The sequence below is a fragment of the Burkholderia sp. B21-005 genome, assembly GCF_020843965.1.
Taxonomy (GTDB): domain Bacteria; phylum Pseudomonadota; class Gammaproteobacteria; order Burkholderiales; family Burkholderiaceae; genus Burkholderia; species Burkholderia ambifaria.
Genome location: NZ_CP086302.1, coordinates 827,857 through 844,426 on the forward strand (window position 1 = coordinate 827,857; position 16,570 = coordinate 844,426).

Below are 16,570 nucleotides of genomic sequence, written 5' to 3' on the forward strand. Positions count from 1 at the left end.
CAATCCGTCACTCCTTTCATCGGACCCCATAAAAAAGGTCTTGACCATCTATCTACGAGTAGATAAAGTTCGATCCATGGAAACGCAATCGACCGTCCGCGAACAGATTCTCGACCACGCGGTCACGCTGATGATGCTGCGCGGCTACAACGGCTTCAGCTATCGAGACCTGTCCGATCTGGTAGGCGTGAAGACGTCGAGCATCCACTACTACTTCCCGTCGAAAGACGATCTCGTGCTGGAAGCGGTGGCGGCGTATAGCGACGAAGTGCTTGCGGCGATGCGCGCGATCGATCCGACGTTGCCGGCCGACGTCAAGCTCAGCCTCTACACGAAGCTGTTCGGCAGAACGCTCGGCGATGGCAACCAGATCTGTCTGTGCGGCATGCTCGCGGCGGACATCGAATCGTTGCCGGAGAGCGTGCGGCAGGCGGTTCAGGCCTTCTTCAAGGCCAACGAGAACTGGCTCGCCGAGTTGCTGGCGCAGGGCGCGAAGGAACGCACGCTGCAGTTCAGCGGCAAGCCGGAAACGGCGGCGCGCACGTTGTACGCGGCGTTTCAGGGCAGCGTGCTGGCCAGCCGGCTGTTTCATACGCGGGCGCGTCTCGAGGATGTCGAGGCCGTCTGGAAAGCCCGGTCCTGACGGACGGGGCGGGTAGCCAGGCGGTTCGCCGCCTTTTGTCGGGGTTTGTTATCTATCTTGTAGTAGATAGATAGGCGGGCGGATGAATTCGATCATTCGCATTTTTTTGGGGATATCTGTCTATCTATGAGTAGATAAGCAAGCGCGATGCCGGCGGCCAAGCCGTCGACGCGCGATCCTGGGTTGGAAGGCTGTTTCACTCACTCATCATTAAAAAGGAGTCTGTCATGTCGATCGAAAAAGTTCTGTACCGCGCTCATGCAAAAGCCACCGGCGGCCGTGACGGCCGTGCCACGGTGCCCGAAAGCGGTCTCGACCTGAAGTTGACTACGCCGCGCGAACTCGGCGGCGCGGGCGGCGCCGGCGCGAACCCCGAACAACTTTTCGCGGCCGGCTACAGCGCGTGCTTCATCGGTGCGATGAAGTTCGTCGCGGCCCGCGACAAGATCGCGATCCCCGCGGATGCCGCGATCGAAGGCAGCGTCGGCATTGGCGCGATCCCGAACGGCTTCGGCATCGAAGTCGAGCTGAAGATCTCGCTGCCGGGCCTCGACCGTGAAACCGCGCAAACGCTGATCGATCGCGCGCACATCGTCTGCCCGTACTCGAACGCGACGCGCGGCAACATCGACGTCACGCTGACGCTCGTCTGATCGCACGTACTGCGAACTAATCCGTCGCCATTCATTGCATTCACCGGTTGAACCAAGGAGTCTCATCATGAAGATCGTCAAGCCGCTGCTGATCGCCGCTGCCGTTGGGGCCGCGGTATTCACCGCCCCCGCCGCCTTTGCCGCCGGCACCGACGGCGTCCGCCCCGATACCGCGACCAGCGGGTTCCTCGCCGTGCTGAACGACCAGAAGGGGCCGGGCCTCGAAACGCTGAGTCCCGCGAAGGCGCGTCAGGTGCTGGTCGATGCCCAGCGCGGCGCAAAGGTCGACCTGTCCGGCATCGACGTATCGAACCGCACGATCGAGCAGGACGGCCTGTCGGTGCCGATCACGATCGTGCGCCCCCAGGGCGCGGCGGGCACGCCGCCGGTGTTCATGTTTTTCCACGGGGGCGGCTGGATTCTCGGCGACTTCCAGACGCATGAGCGCCTGGTGCGCGATCTGGTGGTGCAATCGGGCGCCGTCGCGGTGTTCGTGAACTACACGCCGTCGCCGGAAGCGCATTACCCGGTCGCGATCAACCAGGCGTATGCGGCGACGAAGTGGGTCGCCGCGCACGGCGCGGAAATCGGTGTCGACGGCAGCCGCCTCGCGGTGGTCGGCAATAGCGTCGGCGGGAACATGGCGGCTGTCGTGGCGCTGATGGCGAAGGACAAGGGCGGCCCGGCGATCCGCTTCCAGGGCCTGTTGTGGCCCGTGACGGACCACGACTTCAATACCGGTTCGTACAACGCGTATCAGCAGGGGCACTTCCTGACCCGGCCGATGATGAAGTGGTTCTGGGACGCCTATACGAAGAACGAAGCGCAACGCAACGAGATCTACGCGTCACCGCTGCGTGCGAGCACCACGCAGTTGAAGGGATTGCCGCCCGCGCTGATCCAGGTCGCGCAGTTCGACGTGCTGCGCGGCGAAGGCGAAGCGTACGGCCGCAAGCTCGACGCAGCCGGCGTCGATGCGACGACCACGCGATATGACGGCACGATTCACGATTTCGGTTTGCTGAACGCACTGGCCGAGGATGCGCCGACCAAGGCGGCGATGAAGGCGATGGCCAACGAAATCGCGACGCGGCTGAAGTAGGGCTGCGGGCGGCATTCGAACGGGTTCGAATGCGAACGGCGAAGCGGCGGGCTTGGGTCCGCCGCTTCCGCATGGGGAGCGGGGCGACAGGTGCGTCGAAATGCGACACCGGCGGCCGGATCGCAGCGGCCCGATCCCGATTCCGATCGCGTGATGGCCGGCGGTGCCTGCCGCGCCCATTGTTGGCACGATCCCGCGTATCGTCCACACCGGCGTCGCATGCCGCCGGCCCATCGGCTGCGCGGTAACGCGGCCACGTTCGGGAGAAGCGGTTCATGCTGCAGGCGTTCGCGGTCTTGCTGACCTTCCAGTGTCTCGGAGAAGGGGTGTCCTACCTGTTCGGCCTGCCGTCGTCCGCGGATGTTTCGGTCGATGATGCCGGCGGAGATCACACGGAAGGGAATCGGCGACGAGGGGGCTATTGCGGGACTGTGAGGCGCTGCTCCAACCACTCTATAAGCGTAGGCTGCCGAAAAGGCTGCGTCGTGATCTGCTGTGACGCCCGCCTACCGCAGTGGCTAGAGTGTTGATTTTCACGGAGCCTTAACCGACCCGGGTTCGCCCGTTGGGCTATCCGACGGAGAATTCTCTGAACCCGTGCTGTAACGAATTCGAGAAGAGAGCGGCGATCTGCAGAGGGGGTATGTTCGCGTAGAGCCGATGTACTCCAAAGAACATAGCACTCGAGCGTAACCTCATGAGGTTGCGCGGGGCGCGCATCTACCACTCAATGACGACCGGCGAAGTGACAACTTCACGTTGCAAATGGTGACGACTTCATTCTGGTCTAAGGAATCCAATGCTGCTGTTCCGCGCCACACCGGCGGCATAAGCGGGCGGACACGTAGTACGGCGTCGGGTCCGTGCGTTCAGTCCGCCACGCGGGGCGCGGCTACATCGCCGCACTGTAAAGATGATGTGCGTCGGTGAGTGCATCCGCGACGAGTTCCAGGCCGTCCCGGCACTGCTCCCGATCCTGCGGCCCACCTAGGCAAATGCGGATCGCCGCCGGCGGGTCGCCGTCCGTCGAAAACGCCGCGCTTGCCACGGCGGCGACGCTTCGACTCCGCAGATGCTGCGCCAGATCCGGTGCGGTCCATTGGCATTCGCGCGGAATCGGCAACCAGAGATGGAACCCGTCGGGGTGGGCATCCAACGGCCATGCGCCGAGAATCCGGCCCGCGATCGCCTGCCGTACATGCGCCTCCGATCGAATCGCGGCCAGCATTTCGCTCGCGGTGCCGTCGTTGATCCATTGGGTCGACAGCAGCATCGTGAACGGGCTCGGCATCACGGTCGTGGCGCGCAACGCGCCGGCGATGCGCTGTGCTTCCCGCACCGTCGGCGCCAGCAGGTACGCGATTCGCAGCCCGGCGCCGAGGTTCTTCGACATGCCGGTCACGTAGTAGGTCAGCTCGGGCGCCAGCAACGCCAGTGGCGGCGGCGCGCTTTGCGGCAGCATCGCGTAGGCGTCGTCCTCGATGATGGGCACGTTGTAGCGCAGCGCGACATCGGCCAGGGCTTCGCGGCGCCTGAACGGTATCGTGAGCGTGGTCGGGTTCTGCAGGGTGGGGTTGCAGTACAGCGCGGCAGGCCGTCCGCTTTTGCAGAGCGATTCGAATGCGTGCGGCAACGGACCGTCGTCGTCCCGTGGCAGGGGCTGCAACTGCACGCCCAGTTGCGAGGCGATTGCCTTGATGCCGGGGTAAGCGAGCGAATCGAGGCAGATCGCATCGCCGCGGCGCGCAAGCGTCGAGACGAGCGCGACGAGTGCGCTGTGGATGCCCGGGCCGAGCACGGTATCGCTACTGCAGCCGGGCAGGCGATTGGCCAGCCACGTGCGGCCGGCGGCGCGATCCGCCGGGGTGCCGCCGAAATCCTGATATCGCATGAGCTGGTACGGATCGGCGCCATCGAACAATGCCGCTGCCGATTGTTGCAGCCGCCTGGCCATCACGGGCGGCTCGGGCGGCATGTTCATCGACATTTCGATGCTGCTGCCGCCCGACAGCGGAATCGTTCGCGTCGGGCCGCGCACGAATGTGCCGCTTCCCGCGCGCGTATCGAGCAGGCCGCGCCGGCGAGCTTCCGCATAGGCGCGGGCCACCGTCGTGTAGTTGAGGTTCAGCGCACTGGCGAGATCGCGCAGCCCGGGCAGGCGCTCGCGTGGTTTCAGACGGCCCGCGGCGAGATCTTCCTCGATGAGGTCGGGGATCAGCAGGTACGCTGGTTTCCTGCTGTCCAATAGCCGCTTCGACCAATGATGGACTGCGTAATCCATACCTGTTTCCATTTGATGATTCATCAAAACGTTAGCATCACGAATTAATAGAAAAATATAGATATCGCCGTTTTGCAGCCGGTTGATTGCATTGATCGCATTGTGTATCGGATTGATGCATCGATGCACGTTCGATGCGCACGAACCCCTTCCTGCTGCATCAGTCCGGTGCGCGGCGCTGGACGGTCGTTTTCCGTCCGGTCCCGATCCGGTCACGCAAGGATTGGGCCGACAGCATCGGCGTTTATCGATTGAATGATTGGAGAGTGATTGCATCGGATCGGGCCCGGTTGGCATATGCGTTGCGTTAATGAGCTCGCCCGGATCCGAAAGCGTTCGGGAACATCACTCAACTCATTTTCAAACGGAGCGTGCTATGCCCGCAGTCAATCAGCCTCTGCACAAGAAAGGAGATTTCCTCGTCGATTACGAGGAAAAAGTATTCGAAGACGTCAAGGCGGAACCGGGCGAGAAGGCGCTCGTGACATTCCACACGGTTGCGTTCGAAGGATCGATCGGCTTCGTGAACCTGCTGCAGGCGACGCGCCTGCAACGCAAGGGCTTCGAGACGTCGGTGCTGCTCTACGGCCCTGGTGTGACGCTCGGCAATCAGCACGTTGCCATTAGGCAGCAGCGTCGCGGTGTGCCCTGATCTCGCAGTATTCATGTTTTCCACGGGTGACCATGTGCCCGTAGCAGGGTCGTACAGTTCCGTCGATGCTTCAAACACCAACAGGCTCGTACGGCCTCCCGCCACCAGCACCATGCCGCTGGTCAGTCTCGTAGCTGTGTGTCCAAGCCGTGCGGCGGTCATGCCGCCCGTAGCCGACCATGTGCCGGTACCCGGGTTGTACAATTCTGCTGAACGCCCGTCGCCCACAAGCGTCCCTCCGGCCGCCAATACGTTACCGTCGGGTAGCGTCGTCGACGTGAAGCCGACGCGCTGCGTGAGCATGCTGCCCGTGACCGACCACGTGCCGGTCGCCGGGTCGTACAGTTCTGCCGAAGATTGGGCGCGGCCGTTTCCGCCGCCCGCGACCAGTACTTTTCCATTCGGCAGCAGTGTTGCGGTGTGGCGGTATCGCTGCGTCGTCATGCTACTGGTAACCGACCATGCACCGGTGTTCGGATCGTACAGTTCCGCTGAAGCTTTGCCGTTGATGCTGTCGACGCCCCCTGTGACGAGCAGCTTGCCGTCCTGCAGCAACGTCTCGGTTTGCTCCGCCCGCGCCACATCCATGCTGTCGGTGGGCGAAAATTCCCCGACGGGTATGACAGTGATGCTCACGATGGTCGAGACCGATCCGAAGCGGTTTGTTCCCGTCACAGTGTAGGGCGCTTTCGCGGACAGCTCTGTCGCCGCGCCTGCAATTTCGCCGGTCGCCGAATTCAGGCTCAGTCCTTGCGGAAGCGGGGGCGTCACGCTGTATTGCGTGATCTCGCCACCCGTACTGCCGGGCACGTTGGCCGCGATCGGTTGAGCGAGCAGATACGCCGGATCCGGATCGCTGTAGCTTAGACTCGCTGGCGGAGCCGGGGTAGAACGCACCTCCACGATCAAACTGGTCGTCACGCTGCCCGCGCTATTGGCGCCAGTCACGGTGTACACCGTCGCGGCTGTGATCGCGGACGGCGTGCCGGTGATTACGCCACTCGCCGGATCGAGGCTCAAGCCGGCCGGCAATGGTTTGTCCACGCTGCAGTTCGTGACTTCGCCGCCGGTGGTAAGCGGCCGGTTCGGAACGATTGCGACGCCTGTCGAATAGACGGGCGCGGTGTCGTGATAGCGGAGCGTTTCCGGTGCAATCGCGTTACGCCGGACCTCGATTTGCACGCGGGCCGCGGTGCGACCGGCCTTATTTTCGCCGGTGATCGAATAGAGCGCTGCACCGGCAGTCGCAACGGGCGTGCCGGAGATCATGCCTGTAGTCCGGTCGAGACTCAAACCGGCAGGCAACGCGGGCGCTACGCTGTAGTGCGAAATCGTGCCTTCGCTGTTGCGCGGCGTATTGGGCTCGATCGACTGACCCACGGGATATACCACGGAGCTGAAACTGTAGATGAGGCCCGCCGGCGCGACTGCGCTGGCGTCACTCTCGATGTGCTCCCGCCGCACCCTGCCAGCGCGGCGCCGAGCAGCCACGCAATCGTCAATGCGGCCCACGCGCGCTTGTGATCGATCACGTTAGAAGTCAGGCTTGCCAAGGTGCGCCACATAATTCCCCAGGTTTTTTTGCTCCCGCTCAGGCGGCGGCAGAGTTGGTATTTTCAGAAATGTGAATAGACGTCGCATGCGCTGATAGGCCGTGGCATTACCACGCATGAAACTGAAGTGCTCGACGTCGTCGTGCTCGGACGGATTTGCTCCGCGACCCTGATGGCACGTCATTAAAATTCTAAATTACGCTGCAAGGACCGGTCCCAACTCCATCAAAATCAACCTGTTCTCAAATACATCGAAAACCGTGATTGATACATTCGCACATATCCGAAGTCAACGATTGATCAGGGAAGTGAAATGAACAAGACGTATCGAAATGAGTGGAATCTGGTGACCAGAATCTTGAGCGCAGCAGCGGAAATGGCAACGGCTACGGGAAAGAAGTCACGTAGAGTCGGGGCGATCTTCGCGCTAGCCGCGAGTGCGAGTTTGCCGATGACGATTGGCGTGCCGACGGCATTTGCACAGGTGGTCGGTAACGGCGGCTTGCAATTGTGAAGGCGACGCTGGCTATCGATCTGGAGCAGCGTTTGCTGTCGGCCCTTCAGTACGATGACGCAACATCCTCAAACAACGCTCGGCGGGATCAGCGCCACGGTGATCGCGAACCTCGCGGAAGGCACAATCGCGGCCGGCAGCAAGGGGGCGGTAAACGGTGGCCGGCTCTACGCGCAGCAGCAGCAATTCGGCGATATGGCCGAGCGCGTGACGGTTCTCGAAATGAGCAGTACGAGCGGCAGTATGCCGAGCGCCCCGTCTCCGGGGATGGGCCCGAGGTCGGCGAGTACGTGAAAGATCGTCTCGCCGGCGTCGGCCGTTTGCAACCGACTGGCACCGATCACGGAATATCATGGCCAATCGACCTATGGATTTCGAATCGCCATTACCAGAATCCAGCCAAGCCCGGGGAACCGCGGTCGGAGACCGATAGTGCTCTGTGAGGGCCAACCCGTTGCACGGCTGCCGTCAGCATCTGCCGAATGGCAGTGAAACCAGCGTACTACAACATGAGCAATCGCTCCGCATTGGTGCGGCCGATCTTGGTTCGATCGTTCTCGCTGATCAGCGCACGATCGAACCATTCGCTGGCGGTCGCCATGCTCTCATAGGGATAATCCGCCGAGAACAGCACCCGATCGACGCCGATCTCGCTGATCGTGTTCAGCAAGCCTTTCGTATGAAAGTGGCCGCTCGTGGTAACGTAGAAGTTCTTGCCGAAGTACTCGCTCACCGGACGCTGCGCATGGCCAAGACCCACTCCGTCACGCTGCATGTACAGACGATGCTCGAGTCGCGGCAGCATCAGCGGCAGACCTTCGCCAAGGTGGCCCAGGATCACGGTCAAGTTCGGATAGCGATCGAACAGCCCGCTCAACATCAGCCGAATCGCATGCGTCGCCGTTTCGTGCGCGAACCCCCACGCCGAGCCAACGAGCGACGCGTACCCCTCATAGATGCGCCGCTGATGCGGCAGCGGTTCGCGCGGATGCAGATAGACCGGCACGTCGAGTTTCGCGACGCGCTCCCAGAACTCCCAGACTGGCGCTTCGTCCAGATACTGCGCAGTGTCGGCGTTGCCGATATTCGTATAGCCGTTCACCAGTGCGCCTTTCATTCCGAGTGTCTTCACCGCGCGCTCGAGTTCGTCCGCTGCGTCGCGCGGCGATTGCAGCGCGACCGTCGCGAATGCGTGCAGACGACCGGGATGGCGCGACATGAAATGCTCGGCGATCTCGTCATTCGTGCGCCGGGCGAAATCGATCGCCTGCGCGCGATCGAGAATGGATTGCGCTCCCGGCGACGTGAGAGACAGGACGGCCGCGTCGATGCCGCAACGGTCCATCTCGGCGATGCGCCGATCAGCATCAAGCAGCCGGGCATCGACGTCTTCCATATACGCCTTGCCGTTGCGATCGGCTTCGCCCGAGGCGTCCCACAGCGCGTTGTTGCGTTCTGTCGTCAGGTGTTCCTCAAGAACGATCTTGCCTTTCATTGCGATGCTCCCGTGCTCAGTGTGATGTGCTTGAATTCCATGAAATCATCGATGGCCGCAGCACCGTTGAGTCGGCCGAGACCCGACTGCCGATAACCGCCTTCCTCGAATTCGTCGTAGACCTTCGCCCAATCGTTGATCCAGACCGTGCCGGCCTGCAATGCGCGAGCGACGCGCATCGAACGCTGCACGTCGCGCGTCCATACCGCGGCGGCGAGGCCGTATTCGCTGTCATTGGCCAGTGCGATCGCCTCTTCTTCCGTATCGAACATCTGCAGCGTCATCACCGGGCCGAACGTCTCCTTCTGTACGATGTCGAGCTTCGAATCGGCAACCTCGAGCAGCGTCGGACGATAGAACGCACCGCCGGCAAGCTCTTCGTCGGTCGCAGGGCCGCCGCGAAGCAGCACTTTCGCGCCCGCCGCGATCGCTTGTTCGACAGCCTGGTCGACACGCGCAACATTGGCTCGATCGATCAACGGCCCCATGTCGCTGCGCGGATCCGCCGCAGGCCCGACACGCACCGCGGCAAGGCGCGCGGCGAGACGCGTGCGTACCGCGTCCGCCACGTTACGCTGCACGAGCAGGCGCGACCCCGTCATACAGAATTGCCCTGCGAACACCGTGAGCGACTTCTCGAAGACAGGCAACGCACCGTCCAGGTCGACGTCGTCGAACACGACGTGCGGCGTCTTGCCGCCGAGTTCCAGGCCGAAGCGCTTCAGGCGCCGCGCGCCGGCGGCCGAGATCGCGCGGCCCGTTGCGGTCGATCCCGTGAAACTGATGACGGGCACGTCGGGAGACGCGACGAGATATTTCGCGCCGTCCGAGCCCGATTCGCTGAACATGTTGATGACGCCACGCGGCAGCGACGGCGCCTCCGATATCACCTTCGCGACGAGCGCGTTGATTTGTGCCGTCTGTCCCGGCATCTTCACGACAGCGGTCGCACCGGCCGCAAGTGCGGGCGCGAGAGAACGCACCATCAGCACGACGGGCGAGTTCCACGGCACGATGATGCCGGCGACGCCCATCGGCTCGCGCAGCACGAGCGATACGACATCCGGACGCGGCGTGCCGCCGTGCGCGCGCTCCGCGCGTGCGAGTGCCGCGTAGTAGCGCAGCTTCGACGGCACCATCTCGACTTCGAAACGAGCTTCTGGTTTGATCTTGCCGTTTTCGAGTGAAAGCAGGTCGACCAACGCATCGGTGTGCCGTTCGAATGCAAGGGCAAGTTCCTCCAGCACTTTCGCGCGCAATCCCGCATCGCGCTTCCAGGACGTGCGATCGAACTCGCGTAACGCCGCAGCGACGGCAGCACGCGCTTCAGCTTCGCCGCCGTCGGCGTAGCGGCCGATTACGGCACCCGTAGCCGGGTCGAACGAATCGCGATGAGCGGGTGAATCGACCCATTCGCCATCGATCCAGTGCAATGCATGAGTGGTGGAAACCATGTGTTCTCCGATTCGAATCAAACGTATCGACGTGCGATATGCTCGGCCGTCGCGATCGTCGTGATGTTGGTGGCTACCGAAATTGCGTCTGGAAAGATCGATGCATCGACGACGCGCAGGTTTCGCACGCCATGCACGCGAGCGTCGAGATCGACCACGGCGTGCGGATCGTCCGCGAGGCCCATCGGCGCGGTCGAAGTCGGGTGATGGTACGTGTCAACAGTCGACTTGACCGAGGCGAGAATCTGCTCATCCGTCGCCGCGCCAGGGCCCGGATTCAGTTCCGTGTGCACCAGACCCGACAGCGGCGCGGTACTGCCGATGCGCCGCGCCAGCTTGATACCCTCGAGCAGCCGCGCACGATCCTGCTCGTGAGCGAGGAAGTTCAGATCGATGATGGGTGCCTCGTCGGGCTTGCGGCTCGCGAGCTTCACGCTGCCGACCGACAACGGGCGGGTCAGCGCGACCGCGAGCACGAACCCCACTTTGGTCGGGCTTTGATCGTGCGGAAACAGGTGGGTCGCCGTGATATGCAAATCGAGGTCGCCGGGTTGCGCGGACGAGCTGTGCGTCCACAGGAACGCACCGATCACGGGTGACTGATCGCCAATCTCGTCGGGACGCGCGGCATACGCGTTGTAGTAGAACGGGTGGTCTTTCAGGCGTTGCCCGACCGGTAGATTCGCCACCTCCGGGATCGACAACGCATGCAGATCCGCTCCCGGCCCGATGCCCGAGCGCAACAGGATCGCGGCGCTGCCGTAGCTGCCCGCGCACAGGATCACTTCGTTCGCGTGGATTTCCTCGCCATTCGCGAGCCGTACGCCAATGGCGCGGTCCCGATCGAACAACACACAATCGACCAGCGCGCCGCCGCGGATCTGCAGGTTCTTTCGGGATCGCACGTCGTTGGTCAGATAGGCAATCCCCGTGTTGACCCGCACGCCATTGACGATGTTCATCGAATACGGGCCGACGCCGTTTGCGTCGGGCCCGTCGAAATCCTCGATCACACGGTAGCCGTTTGCAACCGTCGCATCGACGAACGCACGCTGCATCGGCGTAATGTCCTCGCGAGTCAGCTGTCGCACCGGCAGCGGGCCGGCGTGGCCGTGCAACGCCGCACTGCCGCTGTCGCGGCTCTCCAGTCGCTTGAACGACGGCAGCATGTCCGCATACGACCAGCCGGGCAGATTCCAGTTCTTTAGATCCTGCTCGCGCGCTCGGATCGCCACCGCGCCGTTGATCGCGGAACTGCCCCCGAGCACCTTGCCGCGCAACGCCCGGATCGGATGATCGATGTAGCCTGTCTGCGTGCGGTAGCCCCATTCATGGCCGGCGTCGCCGCCGACGATGTCGCTGCTCGCGATGACGTGCGGGTAATCCCATGCGGCGTAATTGTGGCCGGCCTCGAGCAGCAATACGTTGCGGCCGGTCTTTTCGCTCAGGCGCGCGGCCATCACGGCGCCCGCCGAGCCGCCGCCGACGATCAGCACGTCGATCGTGCGCCTGCCGATGCCGGCTTGCCGTCGGGGCGACTCGGCGGGCGCATCTGGCTCCGCGCTCGCTTCTCCGCCGAGCAGAGAGCCGACGGCGAGCACCGCCGAATGCGCGAGGGTCTGCGCGAGCATCGTGCGGCGCGCCGGGTGTTGCAGGGTATCGTCGTTCATGATCGTAGGTTACGTGGTGAGCATTCGAGCAGATTACGAATCGCGGCCACGCGCGCATAGGCGGCGGCCGGCGAACCCAGCGTTCGGTTTTTCAGAACGCCGCGTGCGGCTGCGCCCCCGTGCCGTGCGTGCGGCACACGCGAATCGTCGCTACAGGTGGCCGTCGCGCGGCAGGATGCCGCGTTCGATGAGCGCGGCGTCCCAACTCGCCGGCTGCCCGATCTTGTCGGTCAGAAACTCGATCAGCGCCTGAATCCTGGGCGGCGTTCGAATCGCTTTCCTGTAGAGCGCGGAGATCTGCCCGCCCGACGGCATGTATCCGGACAGCACCGGTACGAGTTCGCCCGCGAGTAGCGCATCGGCTGCGAGGAAGGTGGGGAGGATCGCGAGGCCGAGGCCGGCCAGCGTGCCCGCGAGCAATTGATATCCTGAGTCGGTCCGCATGCGGATGCGGATCCTGAACGACTGCTGCGCGCCGTCGAGCGGCAGGCTCCACATCCCGTTGGGCTCGCGGTTCAGATAGATCAGCCCGTCATGCTGCAACAGGTCGCCGGGATGCGCGGGCACGCCGCGCCGCGCGAGATACGCCGGACTAGCGCAGATCACATGGTGATTGGTGGTAAGCGTACGTGCGACAAGATTGGAATCGGCCAGCTTGCCGATGCGTATCGCAACGTCGAAATGGCCGTTCTGCAAATTGGACAGACGATCTTCCGCCTCGATGTCCACGCAAAGCGCCGGATAATTTTCCGAAAACCGCGCCATCAGCGGCGCAAGACGATGCGTAACGAACGTGGACGGCACCGCGAGCTTCAACGTGCCGTGGAGGCTCGCGTCGGCGTCGCGCACGGCTTCTTCGATTCGTTCGAGTTCCTGAAGGAGCTCCTTCGATTGCTCGAAGAATCCGCGTCCGGGTTCGGTCAGCTGTAGCTGGCGGCCGCGTCTGAGCAACGTACAGCCGAGCCGCTTCTCGAGCTGCTGGATGCGCTGGCTGATGATCGACTTGGTCGTGCCGATGCGGCGCGCGGCTTCGGAGAAGCTGCCTGATTCGACCACGGCCACGAACGTGCTCATGTCGGAGAATTTATTCATGTTCCAGACCAAAAGCATGCGATCGGCCGGTGCTTGTTCCGCACGGCCAATCGCGCACCGAGCATGGACGAACTCATGTCGGCCATTGCTCGAACAGGCCGGTCACCGACGTCAGGCAAAGCGCTCGCGCAGAAACCGGATGCCTTCGTCCAACGCGCGCTCGCCCAGCGAATGGTTCGCCTTGTCCTTGAAGAACTGGATGAAACCGTGCGCCTGCCCTTCGTAGACCGTGACGGATGCAGGCGTGCCCGCGCTGTTCAGGCGATCGGAATACGCAACGTTTTCGTCGCGCAGCGGATCGCGTTCGCCGACCTGGACCAGCGCGTGCGGCAGACCCGCGTGATTTCCCTCGAGCGGCGAAAGCAGCGGCACATACGGGCTGGTTCCTGTCGGCACGTAGCTCGCGATCACGTTGCGCATCAGTTCCCGGGTCGGAAAATTCGCAGGCCCCAGCTCGGCCCACGACGGCGTATCCGTCCTCAGGCTCACCGACGGATACATCAACCACTGCCCGATCAGTATCGGTCCGCGGCGATCGCGCGCAAGCATCGCGGCCGCCGCGGACAGGGTCGCGCCGGCGCTGTCGCCGCAAATGGCGATCCGCCGCGGATCGCCGCCGAACTCGGTCACGTTGCCTGCGGCCCATTGCAGCACGGCGTATACGTCCTCGAGGCCAGCCGGAAACGGGTATTCGGGGGCCAGCCGATAGTCGACGGAAATGACCAGCGCAGGCGTGCGGACGGCGATCGCCCGCACAAGCACGTCGTGCGTGTCGAGGTCGCCGGACACGAATCCGCCGCCGTGTACGAACAGGACGGTCGGAAGCATCGCCTCGGCTTGCGGGCCGCCTGGATGGTAGATGCGCACGGGAATCTTCCGTGCGGAATCCGGGGCGGGCACGTCGACCGCGAGCACACGATCGACCTCGTCGGGCTTACCGGCCGACGGAATCATCGCGCGATACGACGTGCGCATCTCGTTCGCGAACGCGGCAAGGTTATCGGCGACGCGTACCGGCGCGCCCGCGCTCGGCTCGATGACGTGATGAGCAGCGAACGAAGCGAGGCGCAATTTTTTGAACAGGTTCCACGGGAACATGCATTCACTCCTGGTAGTGCGGATTCGATGGCGCGCGAGCATCGTAACGGACAGTCTTTCCCGACTTCGCATCAACGATGCATCGCGCTGATCCGTCGTTCAGGCGAACGACAGCACGTCGGATACTGGCTTGCGCGGCTTCTGCGGCCAGTTTCCGGAGGACGGATAGCCGACCGTGACAAGCATGACCGGAACGTCCGTCGGTGCGAGACCGAAAGCATCGGCGACGCCCTGCGGGTTGAACCCGATCATTGGGCCGGACGCGAGACCCATGCCCTGAGAAGCCAGCATCAGCGTCATCGCCGCCAGCGACCCCGAGCGAATTGCTTCGTCGCGCTGGAACGTCAGATTGTCCTGATACATGTTGCGCGCCGCGCCAACCCATCCGTTGTACAGGCCTTCGTCGATGATTCCGGCATTCAGCGTCGGCTTCAGCGCGTCGGCAAGCGTCAGGTGCGGATCGAGCGTGCCGCACACGATGAAGGTGACCGCTGCATCCGCTACCTTCTGCTGCCCGAACGCGAGCGGAAGCAGGCGCGCTTTCGCATCATCGCTGCGCACGGCGACGAACTTCCAGTTTTGCAGGTTGAACGCGGACGGCGCACGGGTGGCGAGTTCGATCAGCTCGCTGATCTGCGGGTCCGACAATTTTCGACCGGTGTCGTACCGGTTCGCCGAGATACGCGACTTGATCACTTCAGAGATGTTTGACACTTGCAGGCTCCTTTCGTCTTGCGGGGGGGTAACGGGATGACCGCGATCGCGAGCTTCGCCGCGATCCTCGGGGTTCGCGAGTTTCGCGTCCAGGCTGAAACGGCCGGCGCCGACACTCGCCAGCAGCAGGAAGCCGCCGGCCATGGACAAGTTCTTCAGGAGCATCACCGTCTGCGTCTGATCCGCGAATTGGTTGTGGAAGAGCGCGGCGGTGACGACGCAGAAGCCGGCAAGCAGCGCCGCCACGATGCGTACGCGATAACCGGCGACGATCAGTAGACTCGTGCCGATCTCGAACAGCACCGTCGGCACGAACAGCGCGGGCGGCACGTGATTGGCTTCCATGTAAGCGCGAATCGCATCCGGCGCGGCGAGTTTCGACAGGCCGGAAAGCAGAAAGATCAGCACTAGAAGAATTCGCGCAGCCAGCATGGTGGCCGGCTGGAATCTTTCGACATCGGTCGCCGATCGAAGATGATCGGCCGTGGTGTTGTATTTCATATCGTAGTCCTATGTTTATCGAAATGTTGAAGGTGCTTTGGCAGTGAACGTACCGCTTCCTGGTCAAATAGTTACAACGATCTTTCCCAGCGCGCGATTGCTTTCCATCAGACAGTGAGCGCGACGAAGTTCGTCGAAATCCAGCGTATGCGTTCGCAGCGATGGAATGTCGCCATCCGCCGTCGCACGAGCGATGGCGAGCAGCGGAACGTCGGCGGCAGGCATCGCGCTCGTGCCGAACAGCGCGGACGAGAAGAAACCAAGTCGCACGCCGTTAGGCAGATCCCGCATCAGGTGAAATGCCTCGAGCTCAGCACCGCCGTGCAATCCGACGATGCTTACCGACCCGAACGGGCGCAACGCACCGACGGAATCTCGCAACGTGCTGGCGCCGATTGCCTCGAATACCGCGTCGACGCCGGACGGAACCACCGCCTTGACCGCGTGTGCGATCTGTCCGTCGTCCAGGAGTGCGAGGTCGGCACCGACGTCGCGCATGCGTTGCAAGTTGGCCGCTTCCCGGCTGGTCCCAATCACCGTGACTCCACGGTATTTCGCATATGCAATGGCCGCGAGGCCGACGGAGGAAGTGCCGCCGCGAATCAGCAGTGTTTGACCGCGGGCGCTTCCCAACATCTTGTCGAGTGCGCCAGTCGCCGTGATATAGGCTGCCGGCAGTGCTGCCAGTTCGGCCCACGAAAGCATGCCGCCGTCCAAGGCGATCACGTTGCTCCGCTGCACGGTGACTTCTTCCGCGTAGCTGCCCGGGCGGGTGAACTGCAACCCGCCCATCGCGGTCGCGACAGGTTGCCCCGTATGAAACAGGCCCGACGGATCGTAAAGGACTTCCCCGACGGCTTCGATACCCGGCACACGGTATGCCTGATCGTTCGGACTCAGCTTCCCCGCGCGGAGGTACGTTTCCACACGATTGAGCCCGAACGCGCGCACGCGAATCCGGACTTCGCCGGATTCGGGGCTGCGCTGCGGAATGTCAAACAATTGCAGCACGTCCGGGCCACCGAAGCGTTCGATCACGTAGGCTTTCATGCTTTCTCCAGAATGGCGCCCGTGTCGGGCAGCCCTCATCGATTTGATGGGCCTCATTCTCGACTATCGATATTCGCAACGTAACTGGCTAAAATGAG

At 63.0% G+C, this 16,570-nt stretch carries 13 protein-coding genes and 4 pseudogenes; 7 read left to right on the forward strand and 10 right to left on the reverse strand.

Annotated elements, in window-relative coordinates:
* Nucleotides 1–76: 76 nt before the first annotated feature.
* The 4 genes and pseudogenes from LMA02_RS20090 to LMA02_RS20105 form a co-directional block, all read left to right on the forward strand.
* Nucleotides 77–643 (forward strand): TetR/AcrR family transcriptional regulator, encoded by a 567-nt coding sequence (locus LMA02_RS20090; protein WP_228909518.1) that lies wholly within the window; start codon nt 77–79, stop codon nt 641–643.
* Nucleotides 644–870: 227 nt separating this feature from the next.
* A complete protein-coding gene (locus LMA02_RS20095) occupies nt 871–1,296 on the forward strand; it encodes an organic hydroperoxide resistance protein (protein WP_011880657.1) in 426 nt (141 codons plus the stop codon).
* Between the two features lie 67 nt (nt 1,297–1,363).
* The gene (locus LMA02_RS20100) at nt 1,364–2,398 is read left to right on the forward strand and encodes an alpha/beta hydrolase (RefSeq protein WP_228909519.1); all 1,035 of its coding nucleotides are present in this window, start codon (nt 1,364–1,366) and stop codon (nt 2,396–2,398) included.
* Nucleotides 2,399–2,673: 275 nt separating this feature from the next.
* Nucleotides 2,674–2,748: pseudogene (locus LMA02_RS20105) on the forward strand (CidA/LrgA family protein); the annotation flags it as partial.
* 542 nt (nt 2,749–3,290) lie between these two features.
* On the opposite strand, the gene LMA02_RS20110 reads toward LMA02_RS20105, so the two are convergent.
* Nucleotides 3,291–4,679: a PLP-dependent aminotransferase family protein gene (locus tag LMA02_RS20110; RefSeq protein ID WP_228910061.1), complete on the reverse strand. Its 1,389-nt coding sequence runs from the start codon at nt 4,677–4,679 to the stop codon at nt 3,291–3,293.
* Nucleotides 4,680–5,055: 376 nt separating this feature from the next.
* On the opposite strand from LMA02_RS20110, the pseudogene LMA02_RS20115 reads away from it, so the two are divergent.
* Nucleotides 5,056–5,292: pseudogene (locus LMA02_RS20115) on the forward strand (MSMEG_0572/Sll0783 family nitrogen starvation response protein); the annotation flags it as partial.
* A gap of 30 nt (nt 5,293–5,322) precedes the next feature.
* On the opposite strand, the pseudogene LMA02_RS20120 reads toward LMA02_RS20115, so the two are convergent.
* Nucleotides 5,323–6,843 (reverse strand): annotated as a pseudogene (locus LMA02_RS20120) (Kelch repeat-containing protein); the annotation flags it as partial.
* A 354-nt stretch (nt 6,844–7,197) separates the two neighbouring features.
* Between LMA02_RS20120 and LMA02_RS20125 the strand changes: the two are divergent.
* Nucleotides 7,198–7,398 (forward strand): ESPR-type extended signal peptide-containing protein, encoded by a 201-nt coding sequence (locus LMA02_RS20125; RefSeq protein ID WP_228909520.1) that lies wholly within the window; start codon nt 7,198–7,200, stop codon nt 7,396–7,398.
* A 54-nt stretch (nt 7,399–7,452) separates the two neighbouring features.
* Nucleotides 7,453–7,692 (forward strand): hypothetical protein, encoded by a 240-nt coding sequence (locus tag LMA02_RS20130; protein ID WP_228909521.1) that lies wholly within the window; start codon nt 7,453–7,455, stop codon nt 7,690–7,692.
* A 208-nt stretch (nt 7,693–7,900) separates the two neighbouring features.
* Here LMA02_RS20130 and LMA02_RS20135 read toward each other — a convergent pair whose 3' ends face one another.
* From LMA02_RS20135 to LMA02_RS20170, 8 genes and pseudogenes are all read right to left on the reverse strand, one after another.
* Entirely contained in the window at nt 7,901–8,893 is a 993-nt protein-coding gene (locus LMA02_RS20135; RefSeq protein ID WP_228909522.1) for an amidohydrolase family protein, read from the reverse strand.
* Nucleotides 8,890–10,347 carry an aldehyde dehydrogenase family protein gene (locus LMA02_RS20140; protein ID WP_228909523.1) on the reverse strand — a complete coding sequence of 486 codons (1,458 nt, stop codon included), beginning with the start codon at nt 10,345–10,347 and terminating at the stop codon, nt 8,890–8,892. The genes LMA02_RS20135 and LMA02_RS20140 overlap by 4 nt, the downstream gene beginning before the upstream one ends.
* Before the next feature lie 17 nt (nt 10,348–10,364).
* Nucleotides 10,365–12,017 carry a GMC family oxidoreductase gene (locus tag LMA02_RS20145; protein WP_228909524.1) on the reverse strand — a complete coding sequence of 551 codons (1,653 nt, stop codon included), beginning with the start codon at nt 12,015–12,017 and terminating at the stop codon, nt 10,365–10,367.
* 150 nt (nt 12,018–12,167) lie between these two features.
* Nucleotides 12,168–13,109 (reverse strand): LysR family transcriptional regulator, encoded by a 942-nt coding sequence (locus LMA02_RS20150; protein WP_228909525.1) that lies wholly within the window; start codon nt 13,107–13,109, stop codon nt 12,168–12,170.
* Between the two features lie 111 nt (nt 13,110–13,220).
* Nucleotides 13,221–14,207 (reverse strand): alpha/beta hydrolase, encoded by a 987-nt coding sequence (locus LMA02_RS20155; protein ID WP_228909526.1) that lies wholly within the window; start codon nt 14,205–14,207, stop codon nt 13,221–13,223.
* A gap of 99 nt (nt 14,208–14,306) precedes the next feature.
* Nucleotides 14,307–14,921, reverse strand: coding sequence for a nitroreductase family protein (locus tag LMA02_RS20160; protein WP_228910062.1), 615 nt, complete (start codon nt 14,919–14,921; stop codon nt 14,307–14,309).
* 207 nt (nt 14,922–15,128) lie between these two features.
* Nucleotides 15,129–15,422, reverse strand: a pseudogene (locus tag LMA02_RS20165) (DoxX family protein); the annotation flags it as partial.
* A gap of 63 nt (nt 15,423–15,485) precedes the next feature.
* Nucleotides 15,486–16,472, reverse strand: a complete 987-nt coding sequence (locus LMA02_RS20170) for a zinc-binding dehydrogenase (protein WP_228909527.1) — start codon at nt 16,470–16,472, stop codon at nt 15,486–15,488.
* Between the last annotated feature and the right edge of the window lie 98 nt (nt 16,473–16,570).

Excerpts from the sequence above, each read along its gene's own strand:
- LMA02_RS20145 (WP_228909524.1), bottom strand. The coding sequence starts at position 12,017 with ATGAACGACGATACCCTGCAACACCCGGCGCGCCGCACGATGCTCGCG.
- LMA02_RS20140 (WP_228909523.1), bottom strand. The coding sequence starts at position 10,347 with ATGGTTTCCACCACTCATGCATTGCACTGGATCGATGGCGAATGGGTC.
- LMA02_RS20100 (WP_228909519.1), top strand. The coding sequence starts at position 1,364 with ATGAAGATCGTCAAGCCGCTGCTGATCGCCGCTGCCGTTGGGGCCGCG.
- LMA02_RS20090 (WP_228909518.1), top strand. The coding sequence starts at position 77 with ATGGAAACGCAATCGACCGTCCGCGAACAGATTCTCGACCACGCGGTC.
- LMA02_RS20170 (WP_228909527.1), bottom strand. The coding sequence starts at position 16,472 with ATGAAAGCCTACGTGATCGAACGCTTCGGTGGCCCGGACGTGCTGCAA.
- LMA02_RS20095 (WP_011880657.1), top strand. The coding sequence starts at position 871 with ATGTCGATCGAAAAAGTTCTGTACCGCGCTCATGCAAAAGCCACCGGC.
- LMA02_RS20135 (WP_228909522.1), bottom strand. The coding sequence starts at position 8,893 with ATGAAAGGCAAGATCGTTCTTGAGGAACACCTGACGACAGAACGCAAC.
- LMA02_RS20125 (WP_228909520.1), top strand. The coding sequence starts at position 7,198 with ATGAACAAGACGTATCGAAATGAGTGGAATCTGGTGACCAGAATCTTG.
- LMA02_RS20155 (WP_228909526.1), bottom strand. The coding sequence starts at position 14,207 with ATGTTCCCGTGGAACCTGTTCAAAAAATTGCGCCTCGCTTCGTTCGCT.
- LMA02_RS20150 (WP_228909525.1), bottom strand. The coding sequence starts at position 13,109 with ATGAATAAATTCTCCGACATGAGCACGTTCGTGGCCGTGGTCGAATCA.
- LMA02_RS20130 (WP_228909521.1), top strand. The coding sequence starts at position 7,453 with ATGACGCAACATCCTCAAACAACGCTCGGCGGGATCAGCGCCACGGTG.
- LMA02_RS20110 (WP_228910061.1), bottom strand. The coding sequence starts at position 4,679 with ATGGATTACGCAGTCCATCATTGGTCGAAGCGGCTATTGGACAGCAGG.